Origin of the sequence: Serratia sp. CY37869, from assembly GCF_052168895.1 — a bacterium.
In the GTDB taxonomy this organism is placed as follows: Bacteria; Pseudomonadota; Gammaproteobacteria; order Enterobacterales; family Enterobacteriaceae; genus Serratia; species Serratia ureilytica.
This window is the reverse complement of sequence record NZ_JBJNLU010000005.1, coordinates 145,601-168,009: the sequence shown is the minus strand read 5'-3', so window position 1 is coordinate 168,009 and position 22,409 is coordinate 145,601. Positions and strand designations below refer to the sequence as shown.

At 60.1% G+C, this 22,409-nt stretch carries 20 protein-coding genes and 1 tRNA gene; 15 read left to right on the top strand and 6 right to left on the bottom strand.

Translation table 11 applies throughout. The annotated features are described in order from the left end of the window. Window positions 1-45 precede the first annotated feature (45 nt). Together ACJ8J1_RS22280 and ACJ8J1_RS22275 are read left to right on the top strand one after the other, a co-directional pair. A complete protein-coding gene (locus ACJ8J1_RS22280) occupies window positions 46-1,389 on the top strand; it encodes an esterase-like activity of phytase family protein (protein ID WP_033645098.1) in 1,344 nt (447 codons plus the stop codon). 98 nt (window positions 1,390-1,487) lie between these two features. Then, window positions 1,488-1,582 (top strand) — tRNA-Sec (locus ACJ8J1_RS22275). Between the two features lie 147 nt (window positions 1,583-1,729). On the opposite strand, the gene ACJ8J1_RS22270 is transcribed toward ACJ8J1_RS22275, so the two are convergent. Together ACJ8J1_RS22270 and ACJ8J1_RS22265 are read right to left on the bottom strand one after the other, a co-directional pair. Continuing rightward, a complete protein-coding gene (locus ACJ8J1_RS22270) occupies window positions 1,730-2,068 on the bottom strand; it encodes a colicin E1 family microcin immunity protein (RefSeq protein WP_033645080.1) in 339 nt (112 codons plus the stop codon). 199 nt (window positions 2,069-2,267) lie between these two features. Further along, complete coding sequence (locus ACJ8J1_RS22265; RefSeq protein ID WP_031299766.1) at window positions 2,268-3,170, bottom strand: LysR family transcriptional regulator; 903 nt, start codon at window positions 3,168-3,170, stop codon at window positions 2,268-2,270. 140 nt (window positions 3,171-3,310) lie between these two features. Between ACJ8J1_RS22265 and ACJ8J1_RS22260 the strand changes: the two genes are divergently transcribed. The 6 genes from ACJ8J1_RS22260 to ACJ8J1_RS22235 all read left to right on the top strand — a co-directional run bounded on the left by ACJ8J1_RS22260 (window position 3,311) and on the right by ACJ8J1_RS22235 (window position 9,176). Next, complete coding sequence (locus ACJ8J1_RS22260; protein ID WP_033645079.1) at window positions 3,311-4,846, top strand: MFS transporter; 1,536 nt, start codon at window positions 3,311-3,313, stop codon at window positions 4,844-4,846. A gap of 41 nt (window positions 4,847-4,887) precedes the next feature. Continuing rightward, a complete protein-coding gene (locus tag ACJ8J1_RS22255) occupies window positions 4,888-5,931 on the top strand; it encodes an HlyD family secretion protein (RefSeq protein WP_033645078.1) in 1,044 nt (347 codons plus the stop codon). Further along, on the top strand, window positions 5,928-7,373 hold the full coding sequence (locus ACJ8J1_RS22250; protein ID WP_033645077.1) for an efflux transporter outer membrane subunit: 1,446 nt from the start codon (window positions 5,928-5,930) through the stop codon (window positions 7,371-7,373). Before ACJ8J1_RS22255 ends, ACJ8J1_RS22250 begins: the two co-directional genes overlap by 4 nt. Next, window positions 7,354-8,127, top strand: a complete 774-nt coding sequence (locus ACJ8J1_RS22245) for a siderophore-interacting protein (protein ID WP_033645076.1) — start codon at window positions 7,354-7,356, stop codon at window positions 8,125-8,127. Before ACJ8J1_RS22250 ends, ACJ8J1_RS22245 begins: the two co-directional genes overlap by 20 nt. A 21-nt stretch (window positions 8,128-8,148) precedes the next feature. Continuing rightward, window positions 8,149-8,592 carry a universal stress protein gene (locus ACJ8J1_RS22240; protein ID WP_033645075.1) on the top strand — a complete coding sequence of 148 codons (444 nt, stop codon included), beginning with the start codon at window positions 8,149-8,151 and terminating at the stop codon, window positions 8,590-8,592. A gap of 71 nt (window positions 8,593-8,663) precedes the next feature. Further along, a complete protein-coding gene (locus ACJ8J1_RS22235; protein ID WP_033645074.1) occupies window positions 8,664-9,176 on the top strand; it encodes an Mpo1 family 2-hydroxy fatty acid dioxygenase in 513 nt (170 codons plus the stop codon). A gap of 64 nt (window positions 9,177-9,240) precedes the next feature. On the opposite strand, the gene ACJ8J1_RS22230 is transcribed toward ACJ8J1_RS22235, so the two are convergent. Both ACJ8J1_RS22230 and ACJ8J1_RS22225 read right to left on the bottom strand, forming a co-directional pair. Beyond that, window positions 9,241-9,411, bottom strand: a complete 171-nt coding sequence (locus ACJ8J1_RS22230; protein WP_162837995.1) for a hypothetical protein — start codon at window positions 9,409-9,411, stop codon at window positions 9,241-9,243. A 380-nt stretch (window positions 9,412-9,791) separates the two neighbouring features. Then, window positions 9,792-10,892, bottom strand: a complete 1,101-nt coding sequence (locus ACJ8J1_RS22225; protein ID WP_033645073.1) for an alkene reductase — start codon at window positions 10,890-10,892, stop codon at window positions 9,792-9,794. A gap of 378 nt (window positions 10,893-11,270) precedes the next feature. Between ACJ8J1_RS22225 and ACJ8J1_RS22220 the strand changes: the two genes are divergently transcribed. Beyond that, a complete protein-coding gene (locus tag ACJ8J1_RS22220) occupies window positions 11,271-12,437 on the top strand; it encodes an MFS transporter (protein WP_033645072.1) in 1,167 nt (388 codons plus the stop codon). Between the two features lie 32 nt (window positions 12,438-12,469). Here ACJ8J1_RS22220 and ACJ8J1_RS22215 read toward each other — a convergent pair whose 3' ends face one another. After that, entirely contained in the window at window positions 12,470-13,219 is a 750-nt protein-coding gene (locus ACJ8J1_RS22215; RefSeq protein ID WP_033645071.1) for an NAD-dependent epimerase/dehydratase family protein, read from the bottom strand. A 660-nt stretch (window positions 13,220-13,879) separates the two neighbouring features. On the opposite strand from ACJ8J1_RS22215, the gene bglF reads away from it, so the two are divergent. The 3 genes from bglF to ACJ8J1_RS22200 all read left to right on the top strand — a co-directional run bounded on the left by bglF (window position 13,880) and on the right by ACJ8J1_RS22200 (window position 18,684). After that, complete coding sequence (gene bglF, locus ACJ8J1_RS22210) at window positions 13,880-15,745, top strand: PTS beta-glucoside transporter subunit IIABC (protein WP_033645070.1); 1,866 nt, start codon at window positions 13,880-13,882, stop codon at window positions 15,743-15,745. A 14-nt stretch (window positions 15,746-15,759) separates the two neighbouring features. Then, entirely contained in the window at window positions 15,760-17,163 is a 1,404-nt protein-coding gene (locus ACJ8J1_RS22205) for a glycoside hydrolase family 1 protein (protein WP_033645069.1), read from the top strand. 150 nt (window positions 17,164-17,313) lie between these two features. Next, window positions 17,314-18,684, top strand: a complete 1,371-nt coding sequence (locus ACJ8J1_RS22200) for a carbohydrate porin (protein ID WP_370453985.1) — start codon at window positions 17,314-17,316, stop codon at window positions 18,682-18,684. On the opposite strand, the gene ACJ8J1_RS22195 is transcribed toward ACJ8J1_RS22200, so the two are convergent. Then, the gene (locus ACJ8J1_RS22195) at window positions 18,685-19,284 is read right to left on the bottom strand and encodes an HD domain-containing protein (RefSeq protein ID WP_033645068.1); all 600 of its coding nucleotides are present in this window, start codon (window positions 19,282-19,284) and stop codon (window positions 18,685-18,687) included. Window positions 19,285-19,381: 97 nt separating this feature from the next. Here ACJ8J1_RS22195 and ACJ8J1_RS22190 point away from each other — a divergent pair, with 97 nt between their 5' ends. From ACJ8J1_RS22190 to eptB, 3 genes are all read left to right on the top strand, one after another. Further along, complete coding sequence (locus ACJ8J1_RS22190) at window positions 19,382-19,846, top strand: MarR family winged helix-turn-helix transcriptional regulator (RefSeq protein ID WP_033645067.1); 465 nt, start codon at window positions 19,382-19,384, stop codon at window positions 19,844-19,846. A 160-nt stretch (window positions 19,847-20,006) separates the two neighbouring features. After that, window positions 20,007-20,432, top strand: a complete 426-nt coding sequence (locus ACJ8J1_RS22185) for an organic hydroperoxide resistance protein (protein ID WP_004934114.1) — start codon at window positions 20,007-20,009, stop codon at window positions 20,430-20,432. Window positions 20,433-20,658: 226 nt separating this feature from the next. After that, window positions 20,659-22,353, top strand: coding sequence for a kdo(2)-lipid A phosphoethanolamine 7''-transferase (gene eptB / locus ACJ8J1_RS22180; protein ID WP_033645066.1), 1,695 nt, complete (start codon window positions 20,659-20,661; stop codon window positions 22,351-22,353). Window positions 22,354-22,409: the final 56 nt, after the last annotated feature.

Below are 22,409 nucleotides of genomic sequence, written 5' to 3'. Positions count from 1 at the left end.
CGTTGCTTTTACTTCTGGGCGATAACAACGAAAAGGGACAATGACATGCACAACACCAAAACCCGGCTGGCGCTGCTGGTCGGCTGCATGGCGCTGAGCGCCAACCTGTGGGCCGACGCGCAGCCGGTGCCGGCGACGTTGGCGGGGCATGCGCTGCTGCCGGTGAAATCCGCCGTTTCCACACCGAAGGACGCGCCGAGCGATCTGCAGCAGAGCGGCAAATACACCAGCGGGAAACGCGTCACCGAGTTGGGCAGCGTGGCGGGTAAATCCGCCGATCGCCTGACCGGCATCGGCCTGCCGATCAACGGCCAGCCGCTGCAGGGCCACTCCGGCATCAAACACATGCCCGACGGCACCTACTGGGTGCTGACCGACAATGGTTTCGGCAGCAAGGCCAACTCCCCGGACGCCATGCTGTACCTCAACCACTACAAGATCGATTTCAAAGACGGCACGGTCGCGCCGCTGAAGACGGTGTTCCTGCACGATCCGGATAAAAAGGTGCCGTTCCACATCATCAACGAGAGCACCGAGCAGCGCTATCTGACCGGCAGCGATTTCGATCCGGAAAGCTTCCAGTTTGCCGACGATGCCTTATGGATCGGTGAAGAGTTCGGGCCTTACCTAATCAAGGCCGACCTGAACGGCAAGGTGCTGGCGGTGTTCGACACCAAAGTGGACGGCAAGGTGGTGAAATCGCCGGACAACCCGACGCTGACCCTGCCGGGCGCGCCGGACGGCAAGCAGAACTTCCAGGTGGCGCGTTCCAAAGGCTTTGAAGGCATGGCCGCCTCGCCGGACGGCAGCAAGCTGTACCCGCTGCTGGAAGGGGCGCTGTGGGATGGCGAACAGTTCGAGAACGTCGGCGGCAAACGCTACCTGCGGGTGCTGGAGTTCGACGTCAAACAGCAGGCCTGGACCGGCCGCAGCTGGCAGTACGTGCTGGAAGACAACCAGAACGCCATCGGCGATTTCAACATGATCGACGCCACCCAGGGGCTGGTGATTGAGCGCGACAACGGCGAAGGCACGCCGGATAAAGCCTGCGCCGCCGGCGCGCCAACCGACAACTGCTTCAGCCAGGTGGCCAAGTTCAAGCGGGTGTATAAAATCGCCTTCTCGGACGCCAACGTCGGCAAACCGGTCGAAAAATTGGGCTATATCGACCTGATGAACATTCAGGATCCGAACAAGCTGGCGCGCAAGCCGCTGAACGACGGCGTGCTGACCTTCCCGTTCTTCACTATCGAGAACGTGGACGTGGTGGACGCCAACCACATCATCGTCGGCAACGACAACAACTTCCCGTTTTCCTCCAGCCGCCAGCCCAATATGGCGGATGACAACGAGTTCATCCTGCTGGACGTGAAGGATTTCCTGAAGTAGCGCTCCCCGGCCGCCGAATCGCCGGCGGCCGCCATTTCCCGCTTAGCGCAGCGAACAAACTGCGCTATAATCAGCGCCTTGCTTCTTCTCTTCTCCAAGGAAGATCCTCGTCCCCGGTGGGGCGGCCGGACTTCAAATCCGGTTGGGGCCGCCAGCGGTCCTGGGCAGGTTCGACTCCTGTGATCTTCCGCCAATCAATGTCTCCCAATCTCCTCTGTGATTGTCGGCTCCGGTAGGGGTAATTTGCTTCTTTCGCTTTGTGATAGCGCAGCTTGCGTGGGTAGAAGAAACGTTCATGAAGAAGGACTATGAGGCAGTAAGCCGTTGACGTAAAAACCGCTTACGCGGCCTTTTTATTTCTGAGAAACAGGGCAAGCAGATACAGGGCGCCCAGCGGCAGGGCCATGACATAACAGAATGCATAATACAGGATCAGCACGCCATTTTTGCCTATGGTATCGGCGAACAGTCCGCGGTGCCAAAATTCTTCACTCGTGAACTGCAGGGCGGCCATTTCAGTGCCTTTTTTAGCACAGGGATACAGTAAAAAGCTCAGGATGGAGAGGATCAACGAAAGTGCGATATTCACCATGTCCTGGAAAGAATAGATGTAATAAAGCGCGATAAAAAAGTAAGTCACGCCCCACACCTGACTTTTCCAATAATACGCTTTGGTCATTTGTGCCTCCCTGGACATGAGTTCCTTTCTGTTTTCGTGCTTGGCGAAATGGAATATCGATGCCATTGCCCGCGTTGCGCGGTTTACCCAAGACGTCTGAGTATGCGCAGGGCTTCGGCAAAATGCCATATTACCGGCTTATCTGGCAGGCGTATTTGGGTTCTGTCGCGAGCGTCCCTCTCCCCAACACATAGCCCCCTCACTCCCGCTGCAAAAAGAACTGCTTGATGGTCTGCCGCAGCCAGCGGTGCGCCGGATCGCGATCCAGGCGCGGGTGCCAGGCCTGGACGATAAACACCGATTCAAGCTCGAGCGGCAGCTCGATCTCCGCCAACGGCAGGTGGATATTGCTCACCCCCTGCAGCACGTGGCGCGGCAGCGGCAGGATAAAGTCCGACTTCATGGTCAGCATCATCGCCGAATGAAAGCCCGGCAGGGTCAGGGCGACGTTGCGCTGCAGGCCGAGATCGCGCAGCGCGTCGTCGATCGGCCCCTGCGTTCGCCCGCGGCGAGAAACGCTGATATGCGGGTAATGGGTCAGGGTTTCGGGCGTTACCCGGCCGATGATCGGGTGCCCAGGGCGCACCAGCGCCTGAAAGGTGCTGGTGAACAGGCTCTGCGTTTTGATTTCCGGGTGCCAGTCGCGCGAGGAGCCGATCACCAGATCCACCTTGCCGCTGCGCAGCGCATCATCCTCGCCGTCGCTTTCTGCGATAAACTTCAGGCCGCTTAACGGCGCCATGTCCCGCAGCGTTTCCAGCAGGCCGCCCGCCAGCGCGCCGATAAAAATGTCGTTGGCGCGAATGGTGAAGGTTCGGGTCAGCTTGCCGGGTTCGAATGCATCATTCGGTGCGATCAGCGCGGCAGCCTGTTCGATGATCTCGCCGAGCTGGCGTTTCAACTCCAGCGCGCGCGGCGTCGGCACCAGATGCTTGCCGGCTCTGACCATGATCGGGTCGTCGAACTGCCGGCGGATGCGCCCAAGAATGCGGCTCATTGCCGGCGCGCTCAGATTCATCTTCTCGGCGGCGCCGCTCACGCTCCCTTCTTCCAGCAGCAGATTCAGCGCATAGATCAGGTTGAAATCAATTTTTTGCGGCATGTCCTCTCCGGTGGTGGTGCACTCAGTGGATTGCGTTTTGTGCAACTAGTTAATTACATCATTTCATTTTAAACAATCGAAATAAGCCCGGATACTGCCCACGACAACAAAGATTGAGGCTGAAACAGCAGGAGTGGGGAATGGTTGAGGTGTCTGTTACGCCGCATCACAAGAATAGATGGCTCGCCAGCGCCGGCGAAATCAACGGCCGTACCTGGCTGGGGTTGTTCGGCGTGTTTTTGGCGGTGATGGCCAGCGGCGTGGGGGAAAACGCCAGCAAGTTCGCGCTGGCGGATATACAGGGCGGCATGCTGCTGAGTTTCGATGCCGGCAGCTGGCTGACCACGTGCTACGTCACCGGTTTTGTGATCGGTTCCGGGTTCACGCCCTGTTTTTGGCCGACCTTTTCGCTGCGCCGGGTGGCGCTGACGATGTGCGGCATTTACCTGGCCGGCGGGCTGCTGACGCCCTGGCTGAGAGAACAATATGGCGTGCTGCTGGCGGTGCGCAGCCTGCAGGGCTTCGCCGGCGGCGCGTTGCCGCCGATGCTGATGACGGTGGTGCTGCGTTTTATGCCGCCGCTGATCAAGGTGCTGGGACTGGGCGCCTACGGCTGGGTCTCGGCCTGGAGCGCTACGCTGGGCGCCACCGCCGCCGCCTTCGCCTTTCACTGGGGCTGGAGCGGATATTTCTACTGGAACCTGCCGCTGATGGCGATCGCCGCCGTGTGCATCGGTTACGGCCTGCCGCAGGATCCGTTGCGGCTGGAGCGCCTGCGGCAGTTCAACTGGCGCGGCCTGCTGCTCGGCGGCATGGCGCTCGGCATGCTGACGATGGGCATCTCACAGGGGGAGCGCCTCGACTGGCTGAACTCGCCGCTGATCTACGTTTTATTGTTGGGCGGCATTGGGCTATTGGCATTATTTCTGATTAACGAATGGTATCACCCGCTGCCTTTTTTCAATTTGCAGCTATTAAGCAAAAGGAACTTGTCCTTCTCCTTAATTACGCTGGGTGGCGTGCTGTTAATTATGGTGTCGCTGGTCAATATCACGTCGGGATATTTATCCGCGATTCAGGGTTACCGTCAGGAACAAACCTCCGACTTAATGCTGTGGGTGGCGTTGCCGCAATTAATTACGCTGCCGATCGTCGCCATAATTTGCAATACGCCGCGGGTGGATTGCCGCTGGGTGCTGGCGATCAGCCTGCTGTTGATGGCCACCGCCTGCGTACTGGCCGCCCAGCTGACGCCGGAATGGAACGGCGACACGTTTCGCGTCATCGCACTGTTGCAGGCGATTGCTCAACCGATGGCGATCATCCCGTTGCTGATGCAGGCGACCGGCGGGCTGTTGCCGACCGACGGGCCGTTTGCGGCGGCGTGGTTCAACGCGGTGAAAGGTTTCGCCGCCACCGCGGCCGGCGGCGCCATCGCACTGCTCAGCCGGCAGCGCGGGGATTATCACGCCGGTACGATCGCCGACGGCTTCGGCTCGGCCTATAGCCGCGCATCGGGATCGGCGGAGCAGTTGGCGCAGCTTGCCGCCCGGCAGGGCCACGTGCTGGCCAGCGCCGATCTTTATCTGTTGGTTGCCGGCCTGGCGTTATTACTGACCGCGCTGATTTTAGTTATGCCGACCCGTATTTACCCGCCGCGTTCGGTCGCTGCCTGACATTTTATCATCAGACATAAATATTAAGTGGAGTCACTTTTATGGCTAACAAGAAAGTCGCCGTTGCCGTATTGGCGGTTGCCGTCATTACGCTGGGGTTATTAATCAATAAGTTCTTTATTAAAGAAACACAGCAGAATACCAACGACGCCTATATTCGCGCCGATATCTCGCGTATTTCACCGCAGATTGCCGGTGAAATTGCGCAGGTGTTGGTCAGGGACAACCAGTGGGTCAAACAGGGGGAATTGCTGGCGGTGATCGACCCGCGTGAATTCAACGTCGCGCTGGCGCAGGCGACGGCCCAGGAGCAATCCGCCCGCGCCCGACAGGACGACGCCGGGGCCAACCTGACCCGACAGAGCGCGCTGATCGCCGCCGCGTTGGCGGAGCGGCAGGCGGCGCAGGCGGAGCTGGCGTTTGCGTGCCAGGAGCAGAACCGCTACCAGAGAATGGCCAGCAGCGGTGCGGGGTCGCAGCAGGCGGCGCAGCAGGCGACAACGCGGGTGCACACGCTTTCCGCCAATGTGGCGCAGGCGGAGGCGACGCTCAAAGCGGCGCGAAACATGGAGCAGGTGCTGCAAGCCAAGCTGGCGGACAGCGATGCCGAGCTGATGCTGGCGCAGGCGAAGAAAGCGATGGCCGAGCTGAACCTGTCTTACACCCGTATCACCGCGCCGATCGGCGGCGTGATCGGCAAGAAAAGCCTACGGGTCGGGGAGTTCGTCAAACCGGGCGATGCGCTGCTGGCCATCGTGCCGCAGGACAAGCTGTACATCATCGCCAACTACCAGGAAACCCAGTTGGAAAACATTGCGCACGGGCAGTCGGTAGACATCCATATCGATACCTTTCCCGGCCAAACGCTGAAAGGGCTGGTGGACAGCATCGCGCCGGCTTCCGGCGTCAGCTTCGCGGCCGCGGCGCCGGAGAACGCCACCGGCAACTTCACCAAGATCGTTCAGCGCATCCCGGTGAAGATTGTGTTTGATATCAACAAAGAGCACGCCACCTTGCTGAGCGCCCTGCGCGTCGGCATGTCTGCGGACGTCAGCATCAATACGCTGGACGGGGGCTTGCAATGAACAGAGTCGTGATCCCGCTGCTGCTGATTGCGCTGAGCGGCTGCCGGGCGGTAGGGCCGGACTACGCTCGGCCGCAGAACGCGCTGCCCGAAAGCTGGGGGGAGCAGGCCGGCGGCGGGGCGCTGCCGGTGGCCTGGTGGTCGATATTCAACGATGCGTCGCTGTCGCAACTGGTGCAGCGCGCGGCGGCCGGCAACCTGGATCTGCAGCTCGCCACGGCGCGCATGCAACAAAGCCGCGCCTTGCTGGGCGTGACGGAGGCGGCGCTGATGCCGGATCTGAGTCTGGACGGCGCTTATCTGCGCCAACGCGCCACCTCGGTGGGCAGCATGGATCCGTCCGGCAACGGCGGAGAGGCGGATTATAACCTCTGGCGCGGCGGAGCCAGCGCCACCTGGGAGCTGGACATGTGGGGCAAGCTGCGTCGCGCGTCGGAAAGTGCGCGCGCCAGCTTCGCCGCTTCGCAGGAGAACCGGCGCGCACTGCTGACGTCGGTGACGGCGGAGGTGGCGAGCGACTATCTGCGCCTGCGCGCCACGCAGCAACAGCTGGCGGTGGCGCAGGAAAACCGCACTACGGCGCTGCGCACGCTGCAGCTGACGCAAAACCGTTATCAGAGCGGCGCGGGCAACGAACTGGATGTCGATCAGGCGCAGGTGCAGTTGGCGCAGGTGGATGCCCTGCTGCCGGCGCTGTTCGATCGGCAGGAACGCTTGATCAACGCCATCAGCCTGCTGTTGGGCGAGCGACCGGGCGCGCTGACAGCGATGTTGTCGCCGACGGGGCCGCTGCCGACGCTGGCGCGCGCCGTGCCGATGGGGGTGCCGTCGGATCTGGCGCTGCGCAGGCCGGATATTCGCGAAGCGGCGGAGCGTTTGCATCAGGCGACCGCCGAGATCGGCGTCGCCACCGCCGACTACTACCCGCGCATCACGCTGACCGGCAATGCGGGCTATCAGGCGTTGGCGCTGGCGGATATGGGCAGTTGGTCCACGCATACCTTCGCCATCGGCCCCGCCCTGTATTTGCCGCTGTTCGACGGGGGGAAAATCACCCAACGGGTGCGCCTGAGCGAATACCGGCAGCAGGAAATGGCCATCGCCTACCAGCAAACGGTGCTGCGCGCCTGGCACGAGATTGACGACGCGCTTGCCGGTTATCGCGCCCAGCAGCGCCGCCAGACGCACCTGGCCGAGGCGCTGGCCGCCAACCGACACGCGTTTGCGCTGGCGCGCGACAGCTATCTGAACGGCGCCAGCGATTTTATCCACGTTCTGAGCACGCAGCGCGCGCTGCTGGATCTGCAGTCCGCGCAAATTGTTTCAGAGGAGGAGACGGCGATCGCCGTGGTGAATATCTATCGAGCGCTGGGCGGCGGCTGGGAACACACCTACCCGTCTGCGGCGCCACAGGAGAAGGCCGATGCACAACACGCTGAATAAGATTGTCGACGAGATGCTGGAAAGGGACACCCGCCGCAAACGGGAGGCCCGGGTGAGCGCCGTGCGGCAAGTCACCGCCCGGATCCGTCGCATCACGTTGAGCGGCGATGATGTGGATAAGTTTATCGCCGATCCGCGCGCGCAGGAGCCGGCCAGTTGGGTCAAAGTGTTCTTCCCGTGGCGCGACACGCTGGCCGGGCGGGCTTACACCCTGAGCGGCATCGACAAACTCGCCCGCACCTTCGATATCGATATGGTACTGCACGGCGAAGGCCCGGCGTCGAACTGGGCGCGCGACGCGATGCCGGGCGACAAGCTGGGGTTCGCCGGCCCTTGTTCCGGCGGCTTCCGATTGTTGCCGCAAACTCGCTGGCTGCTGTTGCTGGGCGATGAGACCGCGTTGCCCGCCATGCGCACCATTCTCGCCTCGCTGTCCGACCCGTTGCCGGTGCTGTGGTTCGCCGAAGTGGGCGATGCGCAGGAGATTCAGGATGTCGATTGTTCCTTCTTGCAGGTGAACAGCTGGCAAATTCGCACGCGCCATTTTGACAGCGTGATGAACAGCCCGCTGGTGCAGGCCGTCAGCCATTGCGAACTGCCGCCCGGCGAAGGGCAGGTGTGGCTGGCCTGCGAGCAGCAGATCGCCGCATACCTGAAGGCGCGCTTTATCAACGAAATGGGCGTCTCCCGTGCGGCGCTGTTTGCCAAGGGGTATTGGAAAAAGGGCGAAGCCAACTTCAAGGGCGCGATTTAACTCAGCCGAACGAGGATTGTTATGATTAAGAGAGTGTTATTGGCGGTGGACTGCTTTGAGCACAGCGGCAATGCCCTGGATTTTATGGCGCGCCTGCAAGGCAGCATCGGCGACGTGATCGTACTGACGGTGGTGGACAATGCCTTCACGCTCAGCCGTAGCGGCCTGCGTTTCGACAGCGAGGAGCGCGAGGAGTATCCCGCCGCGCAACGGGAAGAGGCGCTGGCGGAAAAGCAGGTCGGGCAGGTGACGCGGGCGCTGAAACAGCAGGGTTTCAACGCCCAGGGCTTGCTGGCTGCGGGGACGCCCATCGAGGTGATCCCGGAACAGATGGCGCTGTTCAACTGCGATTTGCTGATCATCTCGCACCGCCACCTGTCTTCGTTGGGGCGCTGGTTGAACGCCTCCGTCACGCGTGGCCTGCTGGATGAGATTGGCCAACCGGTATTGGTGATCCCGCGCTAAGCTATGGGTAAGGGCAGCCGCATGCGGCTGCACGCGTTCGGCGACGAAGGCCGTACATACCGGAGGTCAACATGCGAAGTCTGGAAGATCAACTTGCCGCTTATGCCGCCTATCATCGCGATGCGCGCAATATCGTCACGCACTTTATCGGCATCCCCCTGATCGTCGTCAGCCTGCTGGTGCTGCTCTCCCGGCCGGCATGGGGTGCGGGATGGCTGCCGTTTTCGCCGGCCTGCGCGGTGGTGATCGTGTCGGCTCTCTATTACCTGCGGCTGAGTCTGCGGCTTGGCGTCATGATGTTGGCGTTGCTGCTGCTGTGCCTCGGGGTCGGCGCCTGGGTGGCGTCGCTATCGACGACGGCGTGGCTGAGCGTCGGCATCGGCGGTTTCGTCATCGGCTGGCTGTTTCAGTTTGTCGGACATTTCTGGGAGGGACGAAAACCGGCGTTTATGGACGACGTGACGGGCCTGATCATCGGCCCGCTGTTCGTGCTGGCGGAAGCCTGCTTCCTGGCCGGCGGGCTGCGCGAACTGCAACGGAACATCGAAATGCGATCGGGCAAAGTGCGCAACGGGAGGGTATAAAATAAGGCGTCATAGGATTTTTCTGCGAGGCCCCTTTTGAAAAAAGAGGCCTGAAGACGACGGATTATGCGTATTGGATCAATTTCCAGGTGACCCCTTTGCCGCCATAAGGAGGCATGATATTGCCTTTAGCGATTGGCGCTGTGGTTGAGGGTTTGCCAACCACTTCCCAGACGCCGCTTTCCGGGCATTTCTGTCCTGTCGTGGCTGTAGTGCCAATAGGTGATTTAGACATAAGATCTTTCCTTAATCAATGCAGCGCCACAGTAGCGCTGTTCAGAAAGATATTTACACGTTCGTGTATATATTCAACCCTGTTCGGTCAATACGGACTATGTGTTTAAATCTCCAGTTAATATTGTCTTTTCCGTTTTTATTTTCGTTTTTTTCATTGTTTTTGTTTCAAATTATATTGTTTTTATATGCTTTGTTATTTTGTATTCTAATAAGAAATTGCAATGAAAATGTTTAATTTATTATTTTATATTTAAGGTTTTCGATTTTTTTCTTTATCGTGCGGACACTGAAAATCTGGATTATGTCGCTTATTTTTAAGAGCGTTGTTTGCCTGGCCGGCGAAGCCCCCCGCCTCCAAGCTCGGGGGGCTGAATGTATTTACCCGATCGCTGGGTAATCGGTGTAGCCTTCCCGGCTGCCGCCGAAGAATTTCTCTTTGATTGGCGCATTCAGCGCCAGCCCGTGCTGTAGGCGGTGAGGCAGATCCGGGTTGGCGATGAACGGGCGGCCGAAGCCGATCAAGTCTGCCCAACCTTTGGCCAGCGCTTCTTCAGCGCGTTCAGGCGTGTATTTGCCCGAGTAAATCAGCGTGCCGCGGAAAATCAGGCGCAGCGATTCTTTGAACGCCGCCGGCATCACCGGGGCATCATCCCAATCCGCTTCGGCGATGTGAATATAAGCGGCGCCGATATCGTTCAGCACGCTGGCCGCCGCCAGATAGGTGGCTTCCGGGGTATCGTCCTGCGAGCCCATCAGAGTGGTCAGCGGCGCCAGGCGCACGCCCAGTTTCTCTTTGCCGATGGCGTCCGCGACCGCCTGCGCGACTTCCCGCAGGAAACGCAGGCGATTTTGCAGTGAACCGCCGTATTCGTCGTCGCGCTGGTTTTCCCGTGAGTCGATAAACTGATTGATCAGATAGCCATTCGCACCGTGCAGCTCTACGCCGTCGAAACCGGCGGCGATGGCGTTGCGTGCCGCCTGGGCGTAGTCGTTAACGATCGCCGGGATTTCTTCCCGCGTTAAGGCGCGCGGTGCGGAGTGTTGCACCATTTCACCCACGCCATGTTCCGGCCCGCGGCCTTCGACATCCACGAACACCTTGACCCCGTCGGCCTGGATGGCGGAGGAGGAGACCGGCGCGGCGTGGCCAGGCTGTAAAATGGTATGCGACACGCGGCCGACGTGCCAAAGCTGCGCGAAGATCTTGCCGCCGGCCTGATGTACGGCGTCGGTGACTTTTTTCCAACCGGCGATGTGTTCCGGGGTGTAAATGCCGGGCGTCCAGGCATAACCCTGGCCCTGCTGGCTGATCTGCGTGCCTTCGCTGACGATCAGCCCGGCGCTGGCGCGCTGGGCATAATATTCAGCCATCATGTCGGTGGCGACGTCGCCGGCGCCGGCCCGTGAACGGGTCATGGGTGGCATGACGATGCGATTGTTCAGCAATAAACCGTTTAAAGAATACGAGTCAAAAAGCATGGCGCTTCCCTCATGTGAATTAGGCCGTGGGGCGATGATGTTTTGCTGAGGCCATTATATTTCGTCGTTTAATTCTAAAAACGCGCACAATAACAAAACACTTTTGCTCTGTGTTCAATAGTCGCGGCAGCCGCCGGTGAGCCGGTATGGCGGGTGGGCCAGGTGGCGAGAATGAACCCGATGTGCGCACGGGCGACGGCGGCTATTGCCTGTCGGCGCGTGGCTGAGATAGAGTCGGCTGCTGTTTTTCCCCACGATTTTTAACAAAATCGCAAAAGTCTTTTAGCCTTCCGCCTGCTTATCTTTGGTGTGATCAATGTCATACTTTTGGCATCTTAACTTTCCCGCGCTTCGGCAGCGGTTAACCGGAGTTGTTGAATGAAAATTAACTTTCCCTTATTAGCCCTGGCGGTGGGGGCGTTCGGCATCGGCACGACCGAGTTTTCCCCGATGGGGTTGCTGCCGACGATCGCCAAAGGGGTGGACGTCTCCATCCCGATGGCCGGCATGTTGATCAGCGCCTACGCCGTTGGCGTGATGGTCGGCGCACCGCTGATGACGTTGCTGCTTTCTCACCGGGCGCGCAGAAGCGCGCTGATCTTCCTGATGGCGATCTTTACCCTGGGTAACGTGCTGTCGGCGGTTGCGCCTGACTACACCACCCTGATGCTGTCGCGCATCATCACCAGCCTGAACCACGGCGCGTTCTTTGGCCTCGGTTCAGTGGTGGCCGCCAGCGTGGTGCCGAAAGAGAAACAGGCCAGCGCCGTGGCGACCATGTTTATGGGCCTGACCATCGCCAATATCGGCGGGGTGCCGGCCGCGACCTGGCTGGGTGAAACCATCGGCTGGCGCATGTCGTTCCTGGCGACGGCAGGGCTGGGCGTGATCGCCATGCTGGGGCTGTGGTTCTCGTTGCCGAAAGGCAGCGCCGGCGCACGCCCTGATGTGAAACGCGAGCTGTCGGTGTTGGTGCGCCCGCAGGTGCTGTCCGCCTTGCTGACGACCGTGCTGGGCGCGGGCGCGATGTTCACGCTCTATACCTATATCTCGCCGGTGTTGCAGCACATCACCGATGCGACGCCGCTGTTCGTGACGGTCATGCTGGTGTTGATCGGCGTCGGTTTCTCCATCGGCAACTACCTGGGCGGTAAATTCGCCGACCGCTCCGAGAGCGCGACGCTGAAGGGTTTCTTGCTGCTGCTGGTGGTCATTATGCTGGTGATCCCGTTCCTGGCGCGCAGTGAAATCGGCGCCGCGGTCAGCATGGTGATTTGGGGTGCGGCGACCTTTGCCGTGGTGCCGCCGCTGCAGATGCGCGTGATGCGTGTCGCCAGCGAAGCGCCGGGCCTGTCGTCCTCGGTCAACATCGGCGCCTTTAACCTGGGCAATGCGCTGGGCGCCGCCGCCGGTGGCGCGGTAGTCTCCGCCGGGCTGGGATACAGCTTCGTGCCGGTGATGGGGGCTATTATTGCCGGATTGGCGCTGTTGCTGGTGCTGTTCACCCACCGTCAGGCCGAAAAAGTGGCCTACGCCAACGGGTAAACGATAATGTGCGGCGGGGTTCCCCGCCGCGCTCACTCAAAGCCGAGCTGGCTGAACGCATCGTCCTGCGGGGCGTAGCCGAGCAGGCGACGGGTCTCTTCCAGCGACAAACGCGTATAGCGGTTATTGGAAACCCCGTGCACCACCGCATATTGCACCCCTTCGACACGAATACAGCGATCCAGCAGATCGGCGGCGTCGCGATGGCTGAGAAAAGCGCTCATGTCGCGGGCGCTAAGCTGTTCGCCCCGGCTTAGAGTGGTGAAGTTGGCGATGCGTACCGACAGGGCGGAAAGCCCCTCCTGATGGGCGAAATAGGCGGCGATGCCTTCGCCGAACGCCTTGCTGGCGCCGTACAGATTTTTCGGCTTCGGGGCGTCATCCGGGCGGATTTGATAATCGAGCGGGTAGCCTTCCACCGCCTGCGCGCTGCTGGCGAACACTACCCGGCGGCAGCCGGCGTCTTTCGCCGCGCGGAAGATATTGAAGGTGCCGAGAATGTTGTTGTCCATCAGCGAACCGCAAAAATCGGCGTCGGGAGCCGGATCGGCGGCCAGGTGCAACACGGTGTCGATATTGGCGCAGGCCTCACGGCAGGCGTCGAGATCGGCGATGTTGAAGCTGATGACCTCATCGCCGGGCCGGCGATCGCGCAACAGAGCGAGATCTCGTTCCGCCAGCCGCAATGCATAGCGATCGCCCACTGCCTGGCGAAACGCGGTGGCGACTCGGCCGCCGGCGCCGGTAATCAAAATCCGTCCTACATCAGTACGCAACACCATGGTGACTGTCATCCCTACTCTCGATTAAGCGTTGACCAGTAATAATCCCCCGTGTGATTTTTGTCTAGTTGTTTTAATTAGTTATTCTGATGTTTATTTGCCGTATTCAATTGCGCACGGTGATTTTTACGCGGGTGAATATCGTGGAATGATAACAATATTCGATGAGGTTTGGCGATGTATTTGCCTTGATGGCTGCGAATATTGCCAGAAAAGCCGATTGGCCGCTGGAAAATGCGTGTTTCGCTTTAGCTTGATAGTGAATTATTAGGTTAGTTAATCTTATGTTTTTTTGACGTGAAGCCGGGCGATACTCTCTCATCCCTCTCTATCGCTCGCGCGATATATCATCGGCGCAGTGATCCCGGTAGAGGGCGGCATGCATTATTTCGCGCATTGAGGCCGTTTTGCCTTTGCGATCACAGTTCGGCAATTTGCCGTCGCAAAGCCTTGCTCCGCTAAAATCTGCGGTGTTAACGTCATAACTCAACCGATTTAGGGTTGTTACTGCTGCGGCAGGCAAAACCTAAACCTCGCGTTTCTGTTCCCCGATGGGGCAGAGGCCGCGAGGTTTAGGTTTTTTTTTGCGCCGAATTTCGCTCCTGCGCCAGGCCAGCGCAAATGCGGGATCGGCAGAACGCGAAGTCTAAGGATAACCGTATGAAATATGACACATTAGCCAGTGAGATTTTGGCCGGCGTCGGTGGCCGCGACAATGTGAAAAGCCTGGTGCATTGCGCCACCCGCCTGCGTTTCAAGCTGCGTGACGACCGCCGCGCCAACGCGGCAGCGCTGAAGAAAAACCCGGGCGTCATCATGGTGGTGGAGAGCGGCGGCCAGTTTCAGGTGGTGGTGGGCAACCACGTGGCCGAGGTGTTCGACGCGGTCAACCGAGTCGGCGGGTTAGCCGAAGGCGCGTCGAGCGGCAGCGATGCGGACGTTAAAAAAGACAATCTGCTCAGCCGCTTTATCGACGTGGTTTCCGGCATCTTCACCCCATTGCTCGGGGTGATGGCTGCCTCGGGGGTATTGAAGGGGTTGCTGGCGCTGAGCCTGGCCTGCGGCTGGCTGCTGGAAAGCAGCGGCGCCTTTAAAATGTTGTTCGCCGCCAGCGACGCATTGTTCTATTTCTTCCCGATCATGCTCGGCTACACCGCCGGGAAAAAATTCGGCGGCAACCCGTTCGTCACCATGGCGATCGGCGGCGCGTTGACGCATCCGCTGATGATGGCGGCGTTCGAGGCGGCGCAACAGCCGGGCGCGGTGCGCGAATATTTCTTCGGCATTCCGCTGACTTTTATCAACTACAGCTCGTCGGTGATCCCCATCATCTTTGCGGCCTGGGTATCCTGCCGTCTGGAGCCGCTGTTTAACCGGGTGATCCACAGCGCGCTGCGCAATTTCATCACGCCGCTGCTGTGTCTGGCGATCACCGTGCCCCTGACCTTCCTGCTGATCGGCCCGGCGGCGACCTGGCTCAGCCATCTGCTGGCCAACGGCTATCAGGCCATTTACGCCTTCAACCCGATCATCGCCGGCGCTTTCATGGGGGCGATGTGGCAGGTGTGTGTGATCTTCGGCCTGCATTGGGGGCTGGTGCCGTTGATGATCAACAACCTGAGCGTGCTGGGGCGCGACACCATGGTGCCGCTGCTGCTGCCAGCGGTGATGGGGCAGGTCGGCGCCACGCTGGGCGTGATGCTGCGCACCCGCGACGCCAAGCTGCGGGCGCTGTCCGGTTCGGCCATCGGCGCCGGGATTTTCGGCATCACCGAACCGGCGGTGTACGGCGTCACCCTGCCGAACAAGCGTCCGTTTATCTTCGGCTGCATCGGCGGCGCGCTGGGCGGGGCGGTGATCGGTTACTTCCATACCTCGGTCTACTCGTTCGGCCTGGTGAACGTGTTCACCTTCGCGCAAATCATTCCCAACGGCGGCATCGACGCCACGGTGTGGGGCGCGATCGGCGGCACTCTGCTGTCGTTTGTGTTCGCCGCGCTGGCCAGCTACCTGTTCGGCGTCGCGCCGGCGGAAGAGACGGCGCCGCCTGAAGCCGCCGCGCCGCTTAACCGCAAGCAGGCCATTCTCAGCCCGATCGCCGGCGACATTGTGCCGCTGGAGCAGGTGAACGACGCGACCTTCGCCAGCGGCCTGCTGGGGAAAGGGGTGGCGATCGCGCCGCAGCAGGGGCGAGTGGTGGCGCCGGTGAGCGGCAGCGTGGCGTCGCTGTTCAAAACCAAACACGCCATCGGCATCGAATCGGACGATGGCGCGGAGATTCTCATCCACGTCGGCATCGATACCGTGAAGCTCGACGGGGCGCATTTCACCGCCCACGTGCGGGAAGGCGAGCGGATCGCGCCGGGCGATCTGCTGATCGAGTTCGACCAGGCGGCGATCCATGCCGCCGGCTATGACACCACCACGCCGATCATCATCAGCAACAGCGATGACTACGTGGACGTGTTGACCAGCGGCCTGTCTCCGGTGCAGGAACAGGCGCCGCTGCTGACTTTATTACGTTAATTGAGGAGCAAGCGATGAACGGCAAGTTTCCGCAACATTTTCTGTGGGGCGGCGCGGTAGCGGCGAACCAGGTAGAAGGCGCGTATCAGGCCGACGGCAAGGGGCTGTCGACCTCCGATCTGCAGCCGCAGGGCATCTTCGGCGCCATCACGCCGCGCACGGCGGGCGACAGCGGCATCAAGGACGTGGCGATCGATTTCTATCATCGTTACCCGGAGGATATCGCGCTGTTCGCCGAGATGGGTTTCAAGTGCCTGCGCACCTCGATCGCCTGGACGCGCATTTTCCCGCAGGGCGATGAAGAGACCCCGAACGAAGCCGGGCTGGCGTTTTACGATCGGCTGTTCGATGAGATGGCGAAATACGGCATTCAGCCGCTGATCACGCTGTCGCACTATGAGATGCCTTACGGTCTGGTGAAGCGCTACGGCGGCTGGGGCGATCGCCGCACCATCGATTTCTTCGAGCGCTATGCGCGCACCGTGTTCGAACGCTATAAGCACAAGGTTAAACACTGGCTGACCTTCAATGAGATCAACATGTCGCTGCACGCGCCCTTCACCGGGGTTGGCCTGCCGCAAGAGAGCGACAAGAGCGCCGTCTATCAGGCGATCCACCATCAGCTGGTGGCCAGCGCCAGAGCGGTGAAGGCCTGTCACGAGATCGTGCCGGAGGGGCAAATCGGCAACATGCTGCTGGGCGGCATTCTGTATCCGCTGAGCTGCAAGCCGGAAGATCTGCTGGAAACCCAGCGGCAAAACCGCGACTGGCTGTTCTTCGGCGATGTGCAGGCGCGCGGCTATTACCCGGCCTACATGCAGCGCTTCTTCCGTGAAAACGGCATTCAGGTGGCGATCACCGAGGAAGATCGGCAAACGCTGCGCGAAACCATCGACTTCATCTCGTTCAGCTACTACATGAGCGGCTGCGTTACCGCCGACCCGGAGCAGTATGAAACGGCGCGCGGCAACATTCTCGATATGGTGCCGAACCCGCACCTGGCCAGTTCGGAGTGGGGGTGGCAAATCGACCCGATCGGGCTGCGCTACCTGCTCAACGTGCTGTACGACCGCTATCAGAAGCCGTTGTTCATCGTCGAGAACGGGCTGGGCGCCAAAGACCGCGTCGAGGCCGACGGCAGCATCAACGACGACTACCGCATCAACTACCTCAATGACCACCTGGTGCAGGTGGCCGAGGCGATCGACGACGGCGTCGAGGTGATGGGCTACACCAGCTGGGGGCCGATCGATCTGGTCAGCGCCTCGAAGGCCGAAATGTCGAAGCGCTACGGCTTCATTCACGTCGACAGAGACGATGCCGGCAACGGTAGCCTCGAGCGCCGCCGCAAGAAGAGTTTCTACTGGTATCGCGATGTGATCCACAGCAACGGCGCCAGCCTGAAAGACCGGCGCTAACCCTTCAGCCCGGCGGCAAACGCCGGGCGTTAACTAACCTTATTCGCTGCTGTTCATGATGGGAAATTCTCTCCCAGGGAATGCTGTTGCCCGCAGTCAGCCGTTATGCGGAGAAATATAATAATGATGAAAAGCTTATTACCTCGTTCCATGACCCTGGCGGCGCTGGCGCTGCTCTGTAGCCAGGCGCAGGCGGAAACGCTGCAAACCGGCAAGGACGTTGAAGCTCCCACCGCCAAATGGGAAGGGGTGGCGCTCGGCTTTGAACCGCCGCAGCCTGGGCTGTTGGGGGATATGCTGGGGATCAGGCCGATCCTGGAGGATCACGGTTTCCACTATAATCTCGGCTACCTCAGCCAGCTGTCGTATAACGCCGGCGGCGGTTACAACCACGATAAACAGGCGTCGTACATCGACCAATTTTCGCTGACCTTCAGCCAGGATCTGCAGGCGCTGACCGGCATTCCGGATGCGGCGATCGAAGGCAATATCGTCAACCGCAACCATGACAACAACCTGACCCGCGATCGGCTGCAGGATCCGCGCGTCGGCCTGACCGATCTGTCGCAGGAGAGCTTTGGCGGGCAGTCGATCACCCGGCTGGGCTGGTTGACCTTCAGCCGTTCCTTCCTCGACAGCCGGCTGCAATGGCGTATCGGCATGATGAACAAGGTGCAGGATTTCGATCAGATCATCCCCTGCGATTTTCAGACGCTGACGCTGTGCGGCGGCAAGTCCGCCAACTCGTTGACCTGGTACAACTGGAACGTGCATTACTGGGGCACCACGCTGCAATACAAGCTGACCGACGGCCTGACGCTCAAGGGCGGCGTGATGGAGCAGAACCCGAGCGCCCCCAGCCGCAGCCACGCCTGGAGTTGGTCCACCAAGGGCAGCAAAGGCTTCCTGCTGCCGATGGAGGTGGAGCTGAAAACCCACGCCGTCAACCAGCTGCCGGGGGTGTATAACCTGGGCGTGCTGTTCACCAACGCGCGCCAGAGCGATCTTTATGAAGGGGTATCCGGCGGGCCGGGCGCCAGCGATCCGCAGGGCTATCGCAGCCACGATCGCACCTGGTTCCTGTATACCGGTTTCAACCAGCAGGTGACGCGCCATGCGGATGACGTCAACCGTGGCCTGAGCGTGTTCTACAGCCTGGGGCTGGGGGATCAGCGCAGCAACTACCTGCACTGGTCCACTTCGACCGGCATCCGCTATCGCGGGCTGTTCGATGCGCGGCCGGACGACTGGCTGGGGCTGGGCGTTTCGGTGGTGAAACTGAGCGACCGCTATAAAGACAATCAGCGTTACCTCAACGAGATGAGCGGCATCAGCGATTATCACGATCCGAACTACCGGCCGGTGCCGGGCCACTCGGTGACGGCGGAGCTGTACTACCGCGTTAACGTCACGCCGTGGCTGCAGCTGCAGCCGGGCCTGCAATACTGGCATCATCCGGCGGGCGTCAGCGAGACGCAGGACGCCTGGGTGACGGCGTTGAAAACGGTGGTGACCTTCTGATCAGGCCGCGTCGTTCTCGCGGTAGCGCCGGCGGGCGTGCTCAAACCAGCTGGCCGGCACGTTGTGCGGCGGCTGCTGTAATCTGAGCAGCCCCTGTTCGACGATATGGCTGGCCTGGCGCCACAGCGTCGGGTCGCCTTCGGTCAGCACTTCCAGCAGGCGCTGTTTCTCGATCAGATAGGTTTGGGCGAAGTGGCTGTCGTAGTCAAGCAGCGAGCGGGTGTTGTCGATCAGATCCGCCAGTTTGATGGTTTTGGCCTGCGGCGATGCGCTGGCGCTGTGGCGCCGATCGCGGTTTTTACGCTCGAAGCGGTTGCCGTCCTCGGCGTGGCTGACGTTGGTTAACATCCGCACCAGCTCCGCTACCTGCGGCCCAAAGTGGCTTTCGATATCGCCGAGGGTGGTGGGCGTGTCTTCCACCGTGTCATGCAGCCAGGCGGCCGCCAGCATCTCTTCGGTGTGCGGCACGCTGCGTACCAGCTCCATGACCGCCTGCGGGTGGACGATGTACGGATCGTTGGTGTATTTGCGGCGCTGATCGATGGCCGCATGCGCCTTGGTGGCGTAGCGGCGCGCGCGTTCTGCAAGCGTATTCGTCATTTCCTTTCCCTCCAGGCATCCTCTGCATGAAAAAAATGTAGCATACCTCACAAGAAATAGCTTGCGATTACATCGTGCGCTATCTATATTCACTCACATGAAAAGCACCGATACCGAACAACCCAACGCGAAGAACCTGCTGCTGCTCGATCAGCAGCTCTGTTTCGCGCTGTACTCCGCCAACCTGGCGCTGCACAAAGTCTACCGCAAGCTGTTGAATCAGCTCGAGCTCACCTACCCGCAGTATCTGGTGATGATGGTGCTGTGGGAACGCGATCGGGTGACGGTATCGGATATCGGCGAGCGGCTGTTCCTCGATTCCGCCACGCTGACGCCGCTGCTGAAACGGCTGGAAACCGCTGGTTTGCTGGTGCGCTATCGCGCCACTACCGACGAGCGCCAGGTGATCATCGCGCTCACCGAAGCCGGCCGCGCGCTGCGTGAACGGGCGCAGTCGGTGCCCGAGGCGGTGATGTGCGCCACCGACTGCAGCCTGGACGAGATCGTCTCGCTCAAACAGCAGCTGGAAAAGCTGCGCGGCAGCCTGATCGATCAGATTTGACCCACCGACGCCGGACGCAAGAACGGCAGGGGTGGTCTACACTGGTTAATAAGCGTCAAAAATAAGTAGTGCACGATTTAATCGTAAAAGATATATATGTGACCGGCTACCCCTCGCGGGGGCCGTTGTCATCTCGCCAACCAGCAAGAAGGAATGAACGATGTCTATTGAGAAAGTGGTTTACCGCGCTCACGCCACCGCAACCGGCGGCCGCGACGGCCGTGCAACCTCCTCCGACGGCGTGTTGGACGTGAAACTGGGCGTACCGAAAGAGATGGGCGGCGCCGGCGGCGAAGTCACCAACCCCGAGCAGCTGTTCGCCGCCGGTTACTCGGCCTGTTTCCTCGGCGCGTTGAAGTTTGTCGCGGCGAAAGAAAAGGTCAAAATCCCGGCCGAAGCGAAGATCGACGGCACCGTCGGCATCGGTGAAATCCCGAACGGCTTCGGCATCGAAGTGCAGCTGGATATTTCGCTGCCGGGCATCGAGCGCAGCGTGGCGGAAGATCTGGTGAAAAAGGCGCACGTGGTGTGCCCGTATTCCAACGCCACCCGCGGCAATATCGACGTTACGCTGAACGTTAAGTAAGTTTTTTGCCGACACCATGGAAAAAATGGAGGGTTTATCCCTCCATTTTCTTTGATATCCCGTCTGAAAAGTGCTCAAAAAAGCGGTAAATTTTGCCCGTTTTGTGAGAATTCTCTTGATTATTACTCGCAAAATAACGCTTATTGCCGGTTGGCTGAACCAGAAGCCGCAATCAGTGTCTGACTGAGTCAGAACCGCTACACCGTCCCCGGAGCCACCGCGTTACATGAACAAAGTTAAATCGCTATCACAGCAGAATTTATCGTTATTGTTAGCGATCTATATCGGCATCTTTCTAAACCTGTCCGTTTTTTATCGCCGTTTTGATTCGCTGGCGCACGGCATTCAGGGAATTAAGCTTATTTCGGCGGTGACGGAAGTCATCGCTATCGTCCTGTTCACGTTCTTCATCATGCGGCTGGTATCGCTCGGCGGCCGGCTGTTTTATCGCATCGTCGCCTCGCTGCTGGTGCTGATTTCGGTTGCCGCCAGCTACTACATGACGTTTTTCAACGTGGTGATCGGCTACGGCATCGTGGTGTCGGTGATGACCACCGATATCGATCTGTCGAAAGAGGTGGTGGGCCTGCATTTCGTGCTGTGGATGGTGGCGCTCAGCGCCTTGCCGCTGCTGCTGATCTGGAAAAACAGCCTGCGCTTCACCCTGATCGAACAGCTGAAAACCCCCGGTCACCGCATCAAACCGCTGCTGGTGTTGTTGGCGGTGGTAGCGTTGGTCTGGCTGCCGCTGCGCATGCTGGACGACGAGCAAAGCGTGCAGGAGAAGCTCGCCAACGTCGATCTGCCGAGCTACGGCGGCGTGGTGGCGCACTCGTACCTGCCGTCTAACTGGCTGTCGGCGCTGGGGCTGTTCGCCTATACCCGCTATGACGAAAGTCAGGATCAGAGCACGCTGTTCGATCCGGGCAAACACTTTACCTATGTGCCGCCGGCGGACATCGACGATACCTACGTGGTGTTCATCATCGGCGAGACCACGCGCTGGGATCACATGGGCATGCTGGGCTACGAGCGCGATACTACGCCGCGCCTGTCGAAAGAGAAGAATCTGGTGGCGTTCCGCGGCGAGTCTTGCGACACCGCCACCAAGCTGTCGCTGCGCTGCATGTTCGTGCGCGAAGGCGGCACCGAGGACAACCCGCAACGCACGCTGAAAGAGCAAAACGTGTTCGCGGTGATGAAGGAACTGGGCTTCTCTTCCGAGCTGTTCGCCATGCAGAGTGAGGTGTGGTTCTACAACAACACCGAGGTGAACAACTATTCGTTCCGCGAGATGATCGCGTCCGAGAAGCGCAACGACGGCAAGGCGGTCGACGATATGCTGCTGGTGGACGAAATGAAGGAGTCGCTGGCGCGTTATCCGAAGGGCAAACACCTGGTGATCCTGCATACCAAAGGCTCGCACTACCTGTACTCGCAGCGTTATCCGCGCAGCTATGCGCGCTATCAGCCGGAGTGCATGGGGGTGGATGACTCCTGCACCAAGGCGCAGCTGATCAACGCCTTCGACAATACGGTGCTGTATACCGACAGCTTTATCAGTAATGTGATCGACCAGGTGCGGGACAAGAAGGCCATCGTGTTCTATGCCGCCGATCACGGCGAGTCGATCGGCGAGAATACGCACCTGCACGGCACGCCGCGCGAAATGGCGCCGCCGGAACAATTCCGCGTGCCGATGATGGTGTGGGCGTCGGACAAGTTCCTCGAGAACCCGCAGCACCTCAGCGCCTTTGAGCAACTGCAGGCGCAGCAACGCATCGGCAGAACGCATCGCCACGTCGAGCTGTTCGACACCATCCTCGGTTGCCTCGGCTACACCTCGCCGAACGGCGGCATCGTGGATAAAAACAACTGGTGCCATCTCCCGCAGAATAAAACGGCGCCTGCCAGCCTGTAATCCCTCCCGCCGGGTGCCTTGCGCACCCGGTAATTTCCGCCAATACATTCTCTTCA

Bases quoted from the DNA above. Each gene is read 5' to 3' on its own strand.
- ACJ8J1_RS22280 (WP_033645098.1), top strand. From the start codon at position 46: ATGCACAACACCAAAACCCGGCTGGCGCTGCTGGTCGGCTGCATGGCG.
- ACJ8J1_RS22270 (WP_033645080.1), bottom strand. From the start codon at position 2,068: ATGACCAAAGCGTATTATTGGAAAAGTCAGGTGTGGGGCGTGACTTAC.
- ACJ8J1_RS22265 (WP_031299766.1), bottom strand. From the start codon at position 3,170: ATGCCGCAAAAAATTGATTTCAACCTGATCTATGCGCTGAATCTGCTG.
- ACJ8J1_RS22260 (WP_033645079.1), top strand. From the start codon at position 3,311: ATGGTTGAGGTGTCTGTTACGCCGCATCACAAGAATAGATGGCTCGCC.
- ACJ8J1_RS22255 (WP_033645078.1), top strand. From the start codon at position 4,888: ATGGCTAACAAGAAAGTCGCCGTTGCCGTATTGGCGGTTGCCGTCATT.
- ACJ8J1_RS22250 (WP_033645077.1), top strand. From the start codon at position 5,928: ATGAACAGAGTCGTGATCCCGCTGCTGCTGATTGCGCTGAGCGGCTGC.
- ACJ8J1_RS22245 (WP_033645076.1), top strand. From the start codon at position 7,354: ATGCACAACACGCTGAATAAGATTGTCGACGAGATGCTGGAAAGGGAC.
- ACJ8J1_RS22240 (WP_033645075.1), top strand. From the start codon at position 8,149: ATGATTAAGAGAGTGTTATTGGCGGTGGACTGCTTTGAGCACAGCGGC.
- ACJ8J1_RS22235 (WP_033645074.1), top strand. From the start codon at position 8,664: ATGCGAAGTCTGGAAGATCAACTTGCCGCTTATGCCGCCTATCATCGC.
- ACJ8J1_RS22230 (WP_162837995.1), bottom strand. From the start codon at position 9,411: ATGTCTAAATCACCTATTGGCACTACAGCCACGACAGGACAGAAATGC.
- ACJ8J1_RS22225 (WP_033645073.1), bottom strand. From the start codon at position 10,892: ATGCTTTTTGACTCGTATTCTTTAAACGGTTTATTGCTGAACAATCGC.
- ACJ8J1_RS22220 (WP_033645072.1), top strand. From the start codon at position 11,271: ATGAAAATTAACTTTCCCTTATTAGCCCTGGCGGTGGGGGCGTTCGGC.
- ACJ8J1_RS22215 (WP_033645071.1), bottom strand. From the start codon at position 13,219: ATGGTGTTGCGTACTGATGTAGGACGGATTTTGATTACCGGCGCCGGC.
- bglF (WP_033645070.1), top strand. From the start codon at position 13,880: ATGAAATATGACACATTAGCCAGTGAGATTTTGGCCGGCGTCGGTGGC.
- ACJ8J1_RS22205 (WP_033645069.1), top strand. From the start codon at position 15,760: ATGAACGGCAAGTTTCCGCAACATTTTCTGTGGGGCGGCGCGGTAGCG.
- ACJ8J1_RS22200 (WP_370453985.1), top strand. From the start codon at position 17,314: ATGACCCTGGCGGCGCTGGCGCTGCTCTGTAGCCAGGCGCAGGCGGAA.
- ACJ8J1_RS22195 (WP_033645068.1), bottom strand. From the start codon at position 19,284: ATGACGAATACGCTTGCAGAACGCGCGCGCCGCTACGCCACCAAGGCG.
- ACJ8J1_RS22190 (WP_033645067.1), top strand. From the start codon at position 19,382: ATGAAAAGCACCGATACCGAACAACCCAACGCGAAGAACCTGCTGCTG.
- ACJ8J1_RS22185 (WP_004934114.1), top strand. From the start codon at position 20,007: ATGTCTATTGAGAAAGTGGTTTACCGCGCTCACGCCACCGCAACCGGC.
- eptB (WP_033645066.1), top strand. From the start codon at position 20,659: ATGAACAAAGTTAAATCGCTATCACAGCAGAATTTATCGTTATTGTTA.